The sequence below is a fragment of the Snodgrassella sp. B3882 genome, from assembly GCF_026535915.1.
In the GTDB taxonomy this organism is placed as follows: domain Bacteria; phylum Pseudomonadota; class Gammaproteobacteria; order Burkholderiales; family Neisseriaceae; genus Snodgrassella.
On the sequence record NZ_JAFNPF010000001.1, the window covers coordinates 1 to 15996 of the forward strand.

Annotated in this window: 13 protein-coding genes; 7 read left to right on the top strand and 6 right to left on the bottom strand. The window is 40.3% G+C overall.

Annotation, left to right across the window (positions count from 1 at the left end; genetic code table 11):
• Nucleotides 1-249: autotransporter outer membrane beta-barrel domain-containing protein (locus J3U68_RS00005; protein ID WP_267373124.1), on the top strand; the 249-nt coding region annotated here is incomplete at its 5' end.
• 136 nt (nucleotides 250-385) lie between these two features.
• Here J3U68_RS00005 and J3U68_RS00010 read toward each other — a convergent pair.
• From J3U68_RS00010 to bioH, 5 genes are all read right to left on the bottom strand, one after another.
• Nucleotides 386-730: a hypothetical protein gene (locus J3U68_RS00010; protein WP_267373125.1), complete on the bottom strand. Its 345-nt coding sequence runs from the start codon at nucleotides 728-730 to the stop codon at nucleotides 386-388.
• Between the two features lie 636 nt (nucleotides 731-1366).
• A complete protein-coding gene (tehB, locus tag J3U68_RS00015; RefSeq protein WP_267373126.1) occupies nucleotides 1367-2233 on the bottom strand; it encodes an SAM-dependent methyltransferase TehB in 867 nt (288 codons plus the stop codon).
• A gap of 406 nt (nucleotides 2234-2639) precedes the next feature.
• Nucleotides 2640-3536, bottom strand: coding sequence for a patatin-like phospholipase family protein (locus J3U68_RS00020; RefSeq protein WP_267373127.1), 897 nt, complete (start codon nucleotides 3534-3536; stop codon nucleotides 2640-2642).
• An 8-nt stretch (nucleotides 3537-3544) separates the two neighbouring features.
• On the bottom strand, nucleotides 3545-4357 hold the full coding sequence (locus J3U68_RS00025) for a methyltransferase domain-containing protein (protein ID WP_267373128.1): 813 nt from the start codon (nucleotides 4355-4357) through the stop codon (nucleotides 3545-3547).
• Complete coding sequence (gene bioH, locus J3U68_RS00030; RefSeq protein ID WP_267373129.1) at nucleotides 4354-5106, bottom strand: pimeloyl-ACP methyl ester esterase BioH; 753 nt, start codon at nucleotides 5104-5106, stop codon at nucleotides 4354-4356. The genes J3U68_RS00025 and bioH overlap by 4 nt, the downstream gene beginning before the upstream one ends.
• On the opposite strand from bioH, the gene J3U68_RS00035 reads away from it, so the two are divergent.
• The 6 genes from J3U68_RS00035 to J3U68_RS00060 all read left to right on the top strand — a co-directional run bounded on the left by J3U68_RS00035 (nucleotide 5105) and on the right by J3U68_RS00060 (nucleotide 13650).
• The gene (locus J3U68_RS00035) at nucleotides 5105-5818 is read left to right on the top strand and encodes a ComF family protein (RefSeq protein ID WP_267373130.1); all 714 of its coding nucleotides are present in this window, start codon (nucleotides 5105-5107) and stop codon (nucleotides 5816-5818) included. The two genes, bioH and J3U68_RS00035, sit on opposite strands and share 2 nt — an antisense overlap.
• A 260-nt stretch (nucleotides 5819-6078) precedes the next feature.
• Nucleotides 6079-6876 (top strand): septal ring lytic transglycosylase RlpA family protein, encoded by a 798-nt coding sequence (locus tag J3U68_RS00040; protein WP_323811410.1) that lies wholly within the window; start codon nucleotides 6079-6081, stop codon nucleotides 6874-6876.
• 393 nt (nucleotides 6877-7269) lie between these two features.
• Nucleotides 7270-7848 (top strand): Holliday junction branch migration protein RuvA, encoded by a 579-nt coding sequence (gene ruvA / locus J3U68_RS00045; protein WP_267373131.1) that lies wholly within the window; start codon nucleotides 7270-7272, stop codon nucleotides 7846-7848.
• 40 nt (nucleotides 7849-7888) lie between these two features.
• Nucleotides 7889-8437: a 5' nucleotidase, NT5C type gene (locus tag J3U68_RS00050; RefSeq protein ID WP_267373132.1), complete on the top strand. Its 549-nt coding sequence runs from the start codon at nucleotides 7889-7891 to the stop codon at nucleotides 8435-8437.
• A 686-nt stretch (nucleotides 8438-9123) separates the two neighbouring features.
• Nucleotides 9124-10395, top strand: coding sequence for a signal recognition particle-docking protein FtsY (gene ftsY / locus J3U68_RS00055; RefSeq protein ID WP_267373133.1), 1272 nt, complete (start codon nucleotides 9124-9126; stop codon nucleotides 10393-10395).
• Between the two features lie 342 nt (nucleotides 10396-10737).
• Nucleotides 10738-13650 carry a reverse transcriptase domain-containing protein gene (locus J3U68_RS00060; RefSeq protein WP_267373134.1) on the top strand — a complete coding sequence of 971 codons (2913 nt, stop codon included), beginning with the start codon at nucleotides 10738-10740 and terminating at the stop codon, nucleotides 13648-13650.
• 160 nt (nucleotides 13651-13810) lie between these two features.
• On the opposite strand, the gene J3U68_RS00065 is transcribed toward J3U68_RS00060, so the two are convergent.
• Complete coding sequence (locus J3U68_RS00065) at nucleotides 13811-15901, bottom strand: M3 family metallopeptidase (RefSeq protein WP_267373135.1); 2091 nt, start codon at nucleotides 15899-15901, stop codon at nucleotides 13811-13813.
• Nucleotides 15902-15996 lie beyond the last annotated feature (95 nt).

The window sequence follows — 15996 nt, forward strand, 5'->3', positions numbered from 1 at the left end:
GGTAAAGATAGCTATGGGGTGTTGCCATTTGTAGAAGCGAACTGGTTGTATGATTCATCTACTCCAGAAGCGAAGATTAATGGTACACGTGTCAAATCAGATATCAGTAAAAACCAGTTTGAAGTGAAACTAGGATTGAATGCAAACTTCAGCAAAGCAGTAAGTGGTTATGCACAGTTTGATGGAAAATTCGGTAGTAACAGTCACTCAAATGTAGGTGCCAAAGTAGGCTTGAATTATTCATTCTAATTTTGGTCAAGAAATCTGAGCTAAAGGCAGCATTTAACTATGCTGCCTTTTTTTGCTCTATATAATCGTCAGTTAGAAAGCAGTAAACTGATCGGCATGGTATTTAGATCATCTGTAACTGAATATGACCAAAGTTTTATGTATTATCGGTCTCTATTTTTTCCCAAAAAAGATCCAGTAGATTATCACTTATTTTCTTGCCATCAGAATATAATTCGAACCAACCTGATTGATTAGCAAAAGCAGAAATATTATCAAGTTTAGCAAAAATGCCGGCGATGGTATTGGCGCTGATTATTTTCATGAATAGCTCAAGCTGTAGTCGTTGTTTGGCATCTAAACGATCATACAAATTTTTAATATTCTTCCAATCAGGATCTTTGATGTTTTCTGGCTTCAGGTTTTGCAAAGATTGAATATAATACGCATTATACTCAATCATTTCGGCATAAATATGATTTACGAATTCTGTTTCAGTCATATTCTCATTCCTTGGTGACAAAAGCCAGTAAAGCTGACCAAAATTCTGGATGGACAAAAAATATGTTAATACATATTGGTGCCATTAGTTTTTTTATTTGCATCGGCTGCTGCTAAGCCAGCAAAACGGAAGCTGTATGCTCAATCTTGCGAGCCATTGTATGTCATCTGCTCATCGATAATACGATGTTTGCAGGGTTGCTATCAAAATAATACTTTAATGTTGCCCCTCGGAGCTGTAATCAATTCATGGGATATTGCTGAATCGGTGATACATCGTTGTATCAGGATCCAGTTTACCCTCTGAAAACTAAAATCCATGCTTGATGTTTTCCCTGAGCACGATGCTACGGGATGAAGCTTAGATAAATAAGTAGAAACATGTATACCAAATTGGCTTGATGACTAACCGTTTAAGAAAATATTCTATAATCATATAAACTATTTTTACTTAGCGGGTCATTATGACTAAGTTATGAAGCCTCAAACGTGGTACTGTTTTTAGTAATGCCCGCTAAGCTTTGGATTAACACCATTTAAGGCGTATAAATGCTTGATAAAACCTGATTAAACGATCATTTGTGGATGTCTATAGGACGTCTATAAATTTCCCATAGGGTTGTACAATAAATAGGTATTATGGTTTGATCGCATGAAGGGTGGCAAAGCGTAATTGTATCCGGTTACCGTTGCTATCAGTTTTATGCAAAGTCCCTATATTTTCATTGTATTTAATGATGTCCCAGTTTTGATAGTAATCACGTAGTTCATTGTTTTTGAATGTAAATGAAAACGGCATGGGGCACGGATAATCTGATGTGGACATGGCACTGACTATAACGTTGTAGCCACCTGAGCGCGTGTTTGATTGCATGTTATTGATAATAGCTGGTATGCGGTCTGGCTGTAAAAACATCATAACGACAGTACTAATAATTAAATCATAAGTTTCGGTGAGGTCTGCTTGATTAATGTCATAAACTTGGGCATGGAAGTTTTTTAACTGTTCCTGATTGATGATTTGATTCAGTTTCTCAATATTTGCTTCATTTTTGTCCACAGCGGTCACATCAAATCCAAGCATATTTAAATACAGTGCATTGCGTCCAGCTCCACACCCTAGATCCAGCACCCTTCCCGGTTTTAATCTTGCCGCCGCAGCAATTACTTCGGAGTGAGTAGGAGTGAGGGCATATTTTTTGGCACAGTAGTCTTCTTTTTGGCAATAAAAGGTCAGTTGGCACTGAATATCTGTCGAAACATGGCTTATTTTATGCCATTGCTGAGGCTCAATCAGCGGGGGTTGCTGGTTTGCACTAAATTGATATTCTGCGGTGACGTTGCCTGTGGCATCCAGCATGGCAAGGTTGAGCTGCCCACTGATTATATGTAATTTTGCCCATGTGCCTAGCTGGGTATTATGTTGTTGTCGAAATCCATCCGGTAAGGTGGCTGCCGTCCAGATTGGAAGTGTTTTATAGGCAACTAAGTTTTGAAGGTCCATCAGTTTTCCCGCTTTGATTGAATAGTTGAGTATTATAGTCAAGTATTATTGTCCAAACCATCACTTTTTGCCCAAAGGTATTTTTTGGTAGATTTTTTGGCGGTAAAAGAGCTCTTCTGCTGTCTGACAAGTGGATGTTTACTCAACAATAATTATTTTTTTTGGTCGGGTTGCTGAAGGGGAAAAATATTTTTTATGCTGTTAATCATTTTAAATGTTTCAATCAGGTCAGGATGTTGGTAAGAATTTTGATACACGATTTTGGCAGAAACACGGCAAAAATTTGGTTGAACGGTGAGACTATTGTTGATCAGTTGTTAATGAAAACACTGTTTTTTTTACAGCAGTTAAGAATACCAAACAGGCTATCTAGAGATAGCCTGTAAGTGATAAAAAATGAGGAGGATCAATTGACCTGATACTTAGACAGAACTGCTCTGATTTGAGGTAAAGCAGCGCGGGCGGCGTCTTCTCCCAGTTTAATCGCCTGTGCTTTTTGATCAAAGCCACCTATGGTGCCCAATTTTTGTACCTGTGGACGGATAACTACTTGTGCTTTGGACAATTCACTATTCAGAGCGGAGCTACTCATGATATTCAGGCTTTGATCAAAATAGGAAAAAAAGCCTGTGCTGGTCAGGGTAGCTGGTTTGGCGGAAATATCAACGGCAATGACCACATTGGCTCCTAGCTGTTTTGCTGCTGTAACTGGCACAGGAGCCACCAATCCACCATCGACAAAGCGTTTGTTGCCGATAACAGCTGGCTGAAAGATATTAGGAATGCTGGCGGATGCGCGTACTGCGAGTCCAGCGTTACCATTGGTGAAAACGGCCATGCGTCCGGTACCAAATTCTGTAGCAACGGCACCGAAACGAATAGGAAATTGTTGCATGGGTTTGTTGCGCACTTTGTTGTTGATGTAATCCTGTAATTTTTGCCCTTTAATAAAACCGGAAGTGGACAATACTGGATCAACTAGATCAGCTTTGTTAAGAATTTCTGCTTCCAGTTCTAATCTGTCTGGACTCATTCCGGAGGCATACATACTGCCCACCAGGGCTCCGGCGCTGGTACCGGTTACGATTCGTACAGGAATATGATTTTCTTGTAATACTTTGATGACGCCAATATGGGCAAAGCCTTTGGACACGCCACCCCCTAAAGCCAATCCAATTACGGCTTGCGGCTTGGCCGGTGTGGCGGGTGTAGTTGGTTTGGTTGATGTTAAGTTACAGGCACTGATGGATATGGCTGTAATCAGGGTTAGTATGCTATTGCGTAAACCAGATATGATCTTCATATTTAATTTCACGATTTAACCGATTGAGAGGGTGAGTAAAATTGTATGGTAGATGTGTGATCAGGTATTGTTTGTTTTTTTACGCCATGTCCATATAATAGCTCGAGAGTGACATGATGTACGGGTTGATGCTGCCAGCTATCGGCCAGTATGCGTACCGCTTCGATCTCATTGTCAAATTGCAGGGTTTGCCATATTCCGGCAGTAATCATGTCATCAATGAATCGTTCTACGGTGGTGTATTGCAGGGTTAACATATTCATGTCAGTGACTGGATCGTAAAACCCGTTGTGCAACAGCATATCACCCAAATCGTGCATATCCAGCAGGCGCTGAGCTTTCACTATTATGTCATGCTTGCGCCATAGTGTCATGACTTCTTTTAGTGTGTCTGGTCCGAAGTGACTAAAAAATAAGACACCATCAGGCTTTAAGGCACTTGCCCAATTTTTAATGACTTGACGGGGATTGTCTTGATGCACCAGCCCCAAATTACTCCATACCATATCAGCCATGGCATTGTCTGGTAATTGATCGGAATGGATTTGTACGGGTAAATCACCACTGATTTTTTGCCACCAGTTTTGTTTGGCTTTGCGAAGGCTTTGCGCTGCTGCCAGATAGTCGGTGCGACTATCGAATTCCTGAAATTGTGCGTGCGGATAACGTATTTTCAGCAATCGGTAACTTTCATTGCCATCAGCAGCGGCGAGGAATATTTTGTGCGGTGGCTGTTTGAGTATGGTCAGACGTTCATCTAGTGTGGCCGCCAAATGTGCTTGTAAAAACCAATCCGGATGGTTTGGCAAGGTTATCATCATTTATGTCTCTCCCAAAATTGACTCAGAACCTGTGCAAATTCAGCAGTGTGGCTGAGAAAGGGGACATGTGCCGCCTGTGGCAGCAAAACCCACTCACTTTGCGGTAGGTGCTGATGTAGATATTCACCCATGCGTGGCGGAGTGATGGCATCACGACCGCCGTAAATTAATAATACCGGACAGTTTATGCTGCTTATGAGTGGGCGTAGGTCAGTCTGTTTTAATGCAAGTAAAGCTGCGTTAAGTGCGGTAGGGGAGCCGTATTGACAGATGCTTGCTGTCAGCTGACTGATGTTGTTTTGCGCGTCGGCTGGAGCATGCAGCATTTGCAGTTGTAGAAATTGCTGCATGTATTTAGGATAATCAGTTGTAAAATGCTTAGCCATGATATCAAGGCTAACGCGTTGCAGACCTTGCGGATAGTCGCTGCTGGCTAATAGTTTGACCAGAGAGGCAGTCAGACACAGGCTTTTTACTTTATCCGGATGGTGGGCAGCCAGCAGTAGCGCCACCATGCCACCAAGTGACCAGCCAACGAGATGAATCGGGGTACTGATTTGTTCTGCCATCTGATCAGCTATCTCTTCAAGATTAAACTGACCAGAAAATGCAGCGGTACCATGGCCGGGTAGGTCTGGTGTCCACCAGTGTTGTTGCCAAGGTGCTGGTATTTGAGGGCGTAGTGGGTCAAATATATGATGATTTGCCCCCCAACCGTGGATCAATAGGGTATGCGGAGTTGTAGTCATGGGATTAATTTCGTTATTTACTTCGTTATGGCATGGGTGTATTGGTGTACCACATTGTTTATTATGCCATGGTAACGCTCATCAATCTGGTTTATGTCGAGCTTGTTGGGCTGATTTGCGAACGCTGCAACGTGACAGCGGGCAATTGTGTCCGCGTTGTACGACGACTAGTGTCAATGCAGTGGTGTGTGAATCATGCCGGTATAAGCGTCAACCATTACAAGGGCTGTACGCCAGTTACAGCTATACCGCGCCCTTACAGCAATTATTGCGCGCATTCAAACATCAGCGCCAGTTGGCAATATTGGATACTTTGGCTGCATTGATGCTGGCACAACCTCCGCAGTGGATGCAACCGGATCTTTTTGACGGGGTGGTGGCGATGCCGTTAAGTAGGAAAAGGTTGTTTGAGCGAGGCTTTAATCAAAGCCAGATGCTGGCTGCTATTGTTGCTCGCCACTATGCTTTGCCATTGATACCTATGCATGGGATTCATCGTCGTCATCGCCCACCTCAATCTACTTTGAAAAGTAAACAGCGTCAGGATAATGTACGCGGTGTATTTCAGCTTCGCCATTCATTTAAAAATCGCAACTTATTGTTAATTGACGATGTTACGACCACAGGCGCAACAATTTCTGCACTGGCGCAAACCCTTAAGAATGGGGGCGCAGCGCAGATTTATGCGTGGACGTTGGCTCATCCAAGGTAAAAATTTTTGACAGAAGAAAGATATTTTGGCATAGTATCGCTCTGATAAGTAACTGATTTGATTATTTTCTACGTTACTGTTTACACTTTATGGCAGCCAATATGCTATTTTCTGAACAGCTTCTTGTGGCACTGAGTTAAGTGTCGAAAGATGTGTGTTCTTGCCAATTAAGGTTATTACCTTTCCTTCAGCTATTGAATGGCTGCATTTTTGTTTTACTCTATCAGTAAATTTTTTCCAGAATGTTGTTATGAATATTGATGTTCTGGATTTTTTGCGTCTTTTACTCAAAGAAATGGAATGACGGTTTGATTAAGGTTAAAGTTATTTTTATTGGTCTTATGGCGGCGTTAAGCTTGGGTGTGGCTTCAGCTAAAGCAAACAAACATTTGTCTGCGCCTGTTTATCACCCTAAAAAATCTGTGACCAGTATCACTTCAATACCGAACGAAAACTTGCATAAAACAGCTAATCTTAGCTACCAGGTAGCGGGTAAACGCTACTATCCTCTCCAGAAAGTAGCCAGTTTCAATCAGGTAGGACGTGCTTCCTACTATGGCAAAAATTTTCAGGGTCGACGTACTTCATCTGGTGAGCGTTTTGATGTCAATATGTTGACTGCAGCACATCCGACTTTGCCTATTCCCAGTTATGCTCGGGTGACTAATTTATCCAATGGCAAAAGTGTGGTAGTGCGTGTTAATGACCGAGGTCCTTTTTATGGTAATCGGGTGATGGACTTATCTTATGCTGCGGCGCGTCAGTTGGATTTTGTTCGTGCCGGTACCGCTCAGGTACGCGTAGAACAAATTTTACCCGGTGAGCGTATTCAGCCAGCTAATAAAACTGCTGATATCTATGTAGATCTGCAACGCTTTAATAATAGAGAAGCGGCGCAGCGTTATTTGCAAAATACCAGCCGGCATTTACAGCAGGCTAAAAGTCAGCAGCAGGCTAAGTTAGTCAAAGTGAATCAAAGTTATGTCGTCCGTATGGGTCCTTTCCAACAGCAACAACGTGCTGATGAAATGAAAAAGTCTGTACTGACTTCGCTGTAATGACCTAGAAAAATTGACCTCAAGCCCATGTTATTAAACATGGGCTTTTGTGTTATTAGGTTCGGGTCAAAATAGAGTACCTGTAAGTCTGGCACTAACTAAAAGATCAGGATGAAAACGCTGATTTATGAGGGCAACTATGTCAGTATGTTATGACTATTTTATGGATGACAAGCGAAAGATCATGTAGTCGTTTACTCAATTTGTGAATTCATTTGCTATTTTTGTTACTGATATTTCTGGGCGGGCGGTAAAAAATTTGAGCAGAAGAACCTTTGAAACAGCCAGCAGTAGGCTAGCTCAAGAAGCAAAAGTTATACGCAAAAGATGATAATTTGCCCAGTTTGTTTGAACGGGAGATATAATTATCTTTTATCTTAGGCGGAAAGTTCGATGATCAGTCGTTTACGTGGAATTGTGCTGGAAAAAAATCCACCATCGGTTATTGTGGATGTTCATGGCGTAGGCTATGAAGCACAGGTCTCTATGCAAACTTTTTATACGCTTCCGGCGATTGGCGAGGAAGTGCAGTTGTATACGCAACTGGTCGTGCGCGAAGATGCGCATCTGCTATTTGGTTTCAGCAGTAAAGAAGAACGCGAAACCTTTCAGGCATTGGTCAAAGTTAGTGGAATTGGTGCTAAAATTGCCTTAGGCATTTTATCTGCATTAACCAGTGATGAACTGGCCTCAGCAGTGGCAAATGAAGACATAAAACGCTTGACTGCTGCCCCCGGCATTGGGAAAAAGACCGCAGAACGTATGGTTTTAGAGCTTAGAGGTAAGCTTGTGAGCTCAACTCAGCCGGATGGTGCAATAACGATTGCGGAAAATAGCCAGCATGACGTTATAATTCATACTCTGATTGCCCTCGGTTATAACGATAAAGAAGCCCGTCAGGCCTGTAAAAATCTGCCCGAAGGTACAGATGTTAGTGAAGGTGTGCGTCTGGCTTTGAAAAATATGCTGTAAAAAAGTATGGTTATGAATAAAGCCAATCTGGGATGATGTTATGGCACCAAAATTAATACTGCTGGATCAAGATGGTGTGCTGGCCGATTTTGAACAAGGTGTGCGTCAATTGTGGCTACAAACTTTTCAGCAACCCTTTCCCATGCAGCAACGGCGGCATTTTTATTTGCGTCAGGACATCGCGCCGCAATTTCACCAACAATTATCGCAAATTTATGCCACTAAGGGTTTTTTTGCCGCCTTACCGCCTTTGGCAGGCGGGATTGCTGCTGCTAAGCGCTTGTTGGCCGCTGGTCATGATGTACGCATTTGTACTTCACCCATTCAGGAATATCATTACTGTGTCACAGAAAAGTTTGATTGGGTCGGTGAGCATCTAGGTGAAGACTGGGTAAATCGAATTATTTTAGCCAAAGATAAAACGTGGGTACGGGGTGATATTCTGATCGATGACAAACCGCAGATCACCGGCAGTCTGCTGCCACAATGGCAACACTGGATTTATGATCAACCCTATAATCGCAATGAAACTCATCTCCATCGAGTAAGCTGGACTCAGCCGGAAACTTGGGCAGAATTGTTAATCTGATTTTTAACTACGTACCTAAAGCCAATTAGCTAATTCTGAAGAATTCAACACATCGCTTCACCAACCTATCTCGTCATCATGTCGATCAAAATTCAACAGGCAAATACCATAGCTGAAATGATTTAAATACTCAGATTGATGGAAATGAATTGTGGTTTGCCTTAGCTGTTGTCTGGCATAAAGACTGGCACACAATAGATATAAATTAGATGTATTTTTGATATAGCAATCGTGGCGGAGACAAATGGATCAAGATATTTTTACGCATTTCTGGTAAGAGACTGATGCAAAAATGGTAACCAAATTTTCGTTTTAGACGTCAGGCTGGGCGCAATGGTTATTGGCAATATTTATTCTCATTGTCTCATCTATATAAGTATTATGAGAAGGTTGAGACTAAGTTTTATATAAATTGATTCTTATTTAACAGGTTATCAGTTAGTGAAGTAAATATAAATACAGCTTTATGCTGTAGAAGATCAGTTTCTTAAACATTTTGAAAGCTGCGCGGTGAAATGGGTATTTTTAGCATTTGCCAGCTATAAGCAAGTGGTCACTAATCAGATCGCATCATTATAAATACATTATCAAATCAATACTTGCTGGGGTACAATAGCGAAATTATTTCAAAGACCAGCAGCAATATTTAATTGTAATTGGATTCAATCCAGCATCAGGAATTATTCATGTTTAGTTTTTTTAAACGCAAAAAAAATACTGAACCTACAGTAGAAGAGCAAAATCAGACAACACAACAAAATTCAGTAGTTGAAGATAATGCAACGGTAATACAGCAGGCAGAATCTGAGCAACAGGTAACCGCAACGGTGACGACTGAACACGCCAAACCTGTTTCTGCGCCAGTGTCCGAGGAAGAAGAGACTGAATCCACAGTAGAAATCGTCCCCACTGAAGTGGTGGCAGAGCCGGTGATAACCGTCACCCCTGCACAGCCACTAAACGAAATCTTGCAAGCGGATGGTGCTGAATCTGCACCTGTTTCAACAGACTCAACCGATCAATCAAGCATGTCAGCCGGCAAGTTGGGTTGGGCTGCTCGGTTGAAACAAGGTTTAAGCAAATCGCGCAATCAGATGGCCAAATCGCTGGCTTCGGTGTTTGGTGGCGGTCAAATTGATGAAGATTTGTATGAAGAACTGGAAACAGTTTTGTTGACCAGTGATATGGGTATTGAAGCCACGGAAAAATTACTCGCTCAGGTGCGCCAGCGTGTGAGTCTGAAGGGTTTGAAAAATGGCGATCAATTGCGCAGTGCCCTGAAAGAAGCTTTATATGAATTGTTATTACCGTTGCAACAACCTTTAGTTTTAACCCCAGAAGTTAAACCATTTGTGATTATGATGGCTGGTGTCAATGGCGCCGGTAAAACCACCAGTATCGGCAAGTTGGCCAAATACTTTCAAAGTCAGGGCAAAAGCGTGCTTTTGGCTGCAGGTGATACTTTCCGCGCTGCCGCGCGTGAACAATTGCAGCAATGGGGCGAACGCAATAACGTGACGGTCATCGCGCAAGAATCTGGCGATTCGGCGGCTGTTTGCTTTGATGCCATGGAAGCGGCCAAGGCGCGTGGCATTGATGTGGTATTGGCTGACACTGCCGGTCGACTGCCTACGCAGCTGCATTTAATGGAAGAAATTAAAAAAGTAAAACGGGTTATTCAAAAATCTATGCCGGAAGCACCACATGAAGTGATGCTGGTGTTGGATGCCAATGTTGGTCAGAATGCCATTAATCAGGTCGTTGCCTTTGATGATGCTCTTGGTCTAACTGGTTTGATTGTTTCCAAACTAGATGGTACCGCTAAGGGTGGTATTTTAGCGGCTCTGGCTGCTAAACGCCCAATTCCGGTGCGTTTTATCGGTGTAGGAGAAGGCATTGATGATTTACGCCCGTTTGATGCCAGAGCATTTGTGGATGCGTTGATTGAAGATGAATGATTGACTAAGCTATATAATAAGCTGGCTTTCAATATTAGATTGCCAGTTTTTTTATATTTAGATATAGAGATTAGCTTAAAAAAATATGACGATTGAAATTAAATTTTGAACGTGTATAAGATATAATTGATATTAATTTATCACAGTTGTAGTAGAAAATTTCAAGTTGATAGTTACAATTTAAGAATAATAGAAATTTATAGCATTTTAATTGAATTAATTATAGAGATTTGACTGAAAGATTTTAAATTTTCAAAATTATAAGAATAGCCTAAATTCGATTGAATGCACCAAATAAAGTTTACTCTTTTACCAATAGGTTGTTGTTAAGGGGGGGGTTAAATGGAACAAGATAAAAAAATAGTTAAACAGGCTTATTTGTATTTAAAAAATTATGCGTATTATGATAATTTAAATTTATTTTTAAAACAACGCATTGCTCAGTTTGAAAATGAAGAAAACTTTGAAATTCATTTTGATGAAATTGTGGATTGTGTCCGTTCCATAGATTTGGACAATTCCTCTATATTACAATGCTGGCTTAAAGCTATTGATTTTCATTTATTACCTAAGCATGTTAAATTGAAGGATAAACCCAAGCAACAGGAAGGTTTATTTATCAGTAATATAAGAGAAGAAGAGTCTTACTCTGTTAGTAGTCTTAATTACTTCATTAGTGCCCCTGTGGAATTACATATTGTAGATATGCTTTGGTGTCTTTATGTAGGTCCGGTACTTGAGTCCAAAATCAGTAAGGATAATTATGGAAATCGAATGTCTGAAAGTGCGTTGCGGTTTAGTGAAAATACCAAGCAACAAGTTCTTTTTAAATATTTTATAAACCAGTATAACCAATGGCGCGATCAGGCTATCTCAATTGCATCTAACATAACTGAAAATAGTACTGATGTTGCTCTATTGTCTTTAGATTTATCATCTTATTTTTATAATATAGATTTAGATTTGAATGCTATTGATCAAGAGATAATGGAGTATTATAAAGACAATACTGCTTTACCTACATTTTTAACTCTTAATCAAATAATAAAAAAAATTTATACAACCTATCTCGCTAAAATTTCTGAATATTTGCAATTAACACATCCAGATCTACATATACCAGCAGATGGAGGACGTTTTAAAAAAGGACTACCTATCGGCTTGGCCTCTTCCGCAATAATCGCTAACTGGTATTTATGTGATTTTGATACGGCTATTAGGGAATTAGTTAATCCTATATATTATGGTAGATATGTTGATGATATATTAATTGTGATAGAAAATGCTTCGGTTAGTAATGAAAACGATACTATCGACACATTTATTAAAGACTATTTTGAGGGAATTTTATTTAAAGGGAATGAGGCAAATGAACAGGATGAATCAAAAGAAGACAATACGAATTACTATATCAAAATAAACCAAAATTGTTTGCCGATACAAAAAAATAAATTGATTTTGCAATTTTATGATGGGAATCATAGTCGGGCTGGGCTTGATATATTTAAAAAAGAATTAGACGAACGCAGTAGTGCATTTAAATTTTTGCCAAGTGAACATATTCATAAAGAGCTTGAACAATTTGCATATGATATATTGTATGAAGGGTCCCCGAATAAATTACGCAGTATCGTTGGCATTGCTGAAAATGAAACTGAATTGGCTAAGTATCTGGCTAGTCATATTACTGCACATAGATTATGTAAAATAGATGATAAACACAAAGTTTTAAATCAAATTAAACTTTTCTTTAAGGGCAAAAATGCACTGCATTTTTTTAGGTTGTGGGAAAAGATATTTCAATATGCTATTGTTATAAAAGAAAAATCATTTATTAATCTATTTTATCAATATATTAAGACTGAAATAATTAAAATAGAATGTAATTTTAATATTTCTGATAAAGAAAAAAATTTAATTCAATCACAGATTCATGATGATTTAAGACAATATAGTCAACTTTCATTAGGAATCAGTTTGGGGCTTATTAATATTGAAAATTCAGAATTTCAACAGGATACTCAAATTTTAAAATTTGCCAGGCAGTTTAGACAAGCAAATTTTATCCGACATCACTTAGTTGCGTGGCCATTAATAAATTATACGGATTATCAAGATGATTTGACTAATGAAGAAGAGTTTTTAAATACTGATAATCATCTTTTGAATGAAAAAAAATTAGAGTATTCTCCTCGATTTATACATTTTGATGAAATTCAGTTATTTAATCAAAAAGAATATGTTTCAAAAAATGAATTATACAAATGGATTAAAGAAACTATTAAATGGTATGACGAAAAAATTTTACAAAGGGATAGTATGTCAACCATTATTAAATTAACGAAAAATAAAAAAGGTAAGATAAAAAAACATAATTTAAAGATTAAAGCTAAACTAACTAAAACTGATTCATTATCTCTCGCAATAGCAAATTTGAAAGTAAATGAAAGTGATATTAAGTCAGCTTTTGGAAGAGACCAAAAACCTAATTTATCTTTTCAAAGGCAAGAAGAGCTATATTTAATGTTGAATTCTGCTTTAAAAGAAAAAGCAGATATTTTTATTTTACCAGAAGTTTCTATACCCGTTAGCTGGCTTCCATTTATGGTTTCTTTCGCCCGTAGACATCAAATTGGTTTGATATTCGGGTTGGAACACTGGGTTATCAATAATCGTGCTTATAATCTGATTATTGAAGCATTGCCCTTTAAAATCTCTTCTAAATATAAAAATTGTCTGGTAACTGCCCGAATCAAAAATCATTATGCGCCAAAGGAGAAGGAACATATTGAGAAGTTGCATCTTAAAGTAGGAAATGAACAAAACCGCTCAAATGCTTTCTATCATAAAGTTTTATGGCGAGGTGTTTCGTTTGCATCTTACAATTGTTTTGAGCTTGCGGATATAACTCATAGGGTTTTATTCAAATCAGAAATTGATTTATTAATCGCATGCGTTTGGAATAAAGATACCAATTATTACCAACATATCCTTGAATCAGCGGTGAGAGACCTACATTGTTACACCGTTCTATCAAATACTTCTCAGTATGGAGGATCTTGTGTTTTACGTCCAACGAAAACGGAAAATAAAACCATGCTTTATGTTAAAGGAGGCGATAATGCTTGTATTTTAACTACTCATTTGGATATAGAAAAACTTAGAAAGTTTCAATCTCAGTCTGAACAACTTAATAATGATGAGTTTAAGCCTCTTCCACCAGGTCATAAATGTAAAAAGGTACGTAGAAGATGATAAAGTCTAGTTTATTTAAATAATAAAATATCAATGGATAATGATTTGAAAATTAATTAAATGTTGACATTAAAATTGATCAAATAGAATTAAGACTATTAATAAATTTAAACGCGGTGATGACACCGCGTTTGTTTTTGTGTTTAAGCTTGGCGATGATTTAATTGAAACCGCAGTGGCGCAATAAGGCATCGATATTGGGCTCGCGACCACGGAAGGCTTTAAAGGATTCCATTGCCGGACGAGAACCACCTACAGCCAGGACTTCGCGCCAGAAGCGTTGACCGGTGGCTTCAGCGTTGGCTTCTTCTTCAAATGCCGCATAAATATCGGCAGAGAGTACTTCTGCCCAGCTATAGCTGTAGTAGCCAGCAGAATAGCCTCCGGCAAAAATATGACTGAATGAATGGGCAAAGCGGTTGAATTCAGGCTGCTCAATCACCGCTACTTCGCGTCGAACATTTTGCAGGATCTGCTGCCAGTTGCTATCCGGCTGGCTGTAGATTTCCATGTCAAATAAGGCAAATTCCATTTGCCGGACCATCCACATTCCGCTTTGGAAGTTTTTAGCTGCCAGCATTTTTTCGTATAGTTCTTTCGGTAAAGGTGCACCGGTATCCTGATGGCTACTCATGCCAGCCAGCACGTCGTATTCCCACACGAAGTTTTCCATAAATTGGCTGGGCATTTCTACTGCATCCCATTCTACGCCGTTGATGCCCGATACGCCCAATTCATCAACTTGCGTTAACAGGTGATGTAATCCGTGTCCGGTCTCATGGAACAGGGTCAGGATTTCATCGTGGCTTAGCCGCGCAGTCTTGCCGGCTACTGGAGGGGTGAAGTTGCACACAAGATAGGCAATTGGGGTTTGCAGCTGACCAGCGTGGTTGCCACTGGTAAAACGCCGGCGTCCACGGTAATCATTCATCCATGCGCCACCACGCTTGCCGGTTCGAGCATACAAATCCATGTAGACGCCGCCGATAGTGGCGCCGTTTTGTTCCAGCTCAAAATAACGCACATCGGGATGCCATACTGGTACTTTTTTCTCGATAAAATGCACGCCATATAATTTATCGATCTGAGCAAAGAGACCGGCTAGTACGCGGTCGGCAGGGAAGTATTTTTTAACTTCAGTCTGGCTGAATGCATATTTTGCCTGACGAAGTTTTTCGCTGGCATAAGTAAGATCCCATGGCTGGATGTCATTTAAACCGAGCTCTTGCTGCGCAAAAGCGGTGACTTCAGCCAAATCTTTTTCAGCAAATGGTTTCGCCCGACTGGCTAAGTCATGCAAAAATGTCAGAACTTGTGCTGGTGTATCGGCCATTTTGGTGGCCAGTGACAATTCAGCATAGTTGTTAAAGCCGAGTAGATGGGCTTCATGTGCTGCAATTTGTAGAATACGGTTGATATTAGCGGTGTTGTCCCATTTTGCTTCACCTAATTCGCTGGCTCGGGTTGAATAGGCATGGTAGAGCTGTCGCCGCAGTTCACGATTGTGAGCATACTGCATAACAGCCAGATAATGTGGCATTTGTAAACCGACTTTATAGCCTTTTTTACCTTCAGCTTCGGCAGCTGCGGCAAACATGGCTAAAGCTTCTTCCGTCAGACCACTGATTGCGCTGTCATGAGCAAAATCGGCCGCAGTACTTTCATCGCTGGGTGCATCTTGCTGTCCCGCCAGTTGTGCCCCGTTGGCAAAGTATAGGGCAAAGGCATCAGTGGCATCCAAAACATTTTGGCTAAAAGAGGCTGAAAGCTGGGCACCTTCAGTTTGTAGCGCAGCGAATTGAGCCTGTTGCTCGGCAGACAATTCGGCACCACTCAAGACAAAATCCCGCAAATCATGTTCCAGTTTGGTTTTTTGTGCTTGATTGAGTTGCTGGTATTCGGCACTGGCTTTGATGTTTTTAAAACGTGCGTATAATTCGATGTCTTGACTGATGGCAGTGAAGAACTCACTGACTTTGGGCATCATGCTATTATAAGCAGCGCGTAGTTCGGGAGTATCAGCTACGCTGTTCAGATGGGCTACGACGCCCCAGATGCGTCCGACGCGTTCGGTTATGTTGGTCAGGGCTTCTACGGTATTATTCCAGTTTGCTGGGGATTGTGTTTTAAGTGCGCTAATGGCTGCGCTGGCAGTGTTCATCGCCTCGGTCATAGCCGGTTCGATATCCGATGCAGTGATGGCGTCAAAACGTGGTTCACTGTCCAGATTTAATAAGACATTTTCAGACATAGTTATCTCAGAAAAAATTACCTGTTGATGGGTATTGTCAGGTAAATCATTGGAAGAATCAGGAGCAATGGTGCTGCTTCTGCTATTTATTTTAG

Bases quoted from the DNA above. Each gene is read 5' to 3' on its own strand.
- ftsY (WP_267373133.1), top strand. From the start codon at position 9,124: ATGTTTAGTTTTTTTAAACGCAAAAAAAATACTGAACCTACAGTAGAA.
- J3U68_RS00065 (WP_267373135.1), bottom strand. From the start codon at position 15,901: ATGTCTGAAAATGTCTTATTAAATCTGGACAGTGAACCACGTTTTGAC.
- J3U68_RS00035 (WP_267373130.1), top strand. From the start codon at position 5,105: ATGGGATTAATTTCGTTATTTACTTCGTTATGGCATGGGTGTATTGGT.
- J3U68_RS00020 (WP_267373127.1), bottom strand. From the start codon at position 3,536: ATGAAGATCATATCTGGTTTACGCAATAGCATACTAACCCTGATTACA.
- J3U68_RS00025 (WP_267373128.1), bottom strand. From the start codon at position 4,357: ATGATGATAACCTTGCCAAACCATCCGGATTGGTTTTTACAAGCACAT.
- J3U68_RS00050 (WP_267373132.1), top strand. From the start codon at position 7,889: ATGGCACCAAAATTAATACTGCTGGATCAAGATGGTGTGCTGGCCGAT.
- bioH (WP_267373129.1), bottom strand. From the start codon at position 5,106: ATGACTACAACTCCGCATACCCTATTGATCCACGGTTGGGGGGCAAAT.
- tehB (WP_267373126.1), bottom strand. From the start codon at position 2,233: ATGGACCTTCAAAACTTAGTTGCCTATAAAACACTTCCAATCTGGACG.
- J3U68_RS00010 (WP_267373125.1), bottom strand. From the start codon at position 730: ATGACTGAAACAGAATTCGTAAATCATATTTATGCCGAAATGATTGAG.
- J3U68_RS00060 (WP_267373134.1), top strand. From the start codon at position 10,738: ATGGAACAAGATAAAAAAATAGTTAAACAGGCTTATTTGTATTTAAAA.
- J3U68_RS00040 (WP_323811410.1), top strand. From the start codon at position 6,079: ATGTTCTGGATTTTTTGCGTCTTTTACTCAAAGAAATGGAATGACGGT.
- ruvA (WP_267373131.1), top strand. From the start codon at position 7,270: ATGATCAGTCGTTTACGTGGAATTGTGCTGGAAAAAAATCCACCATCG.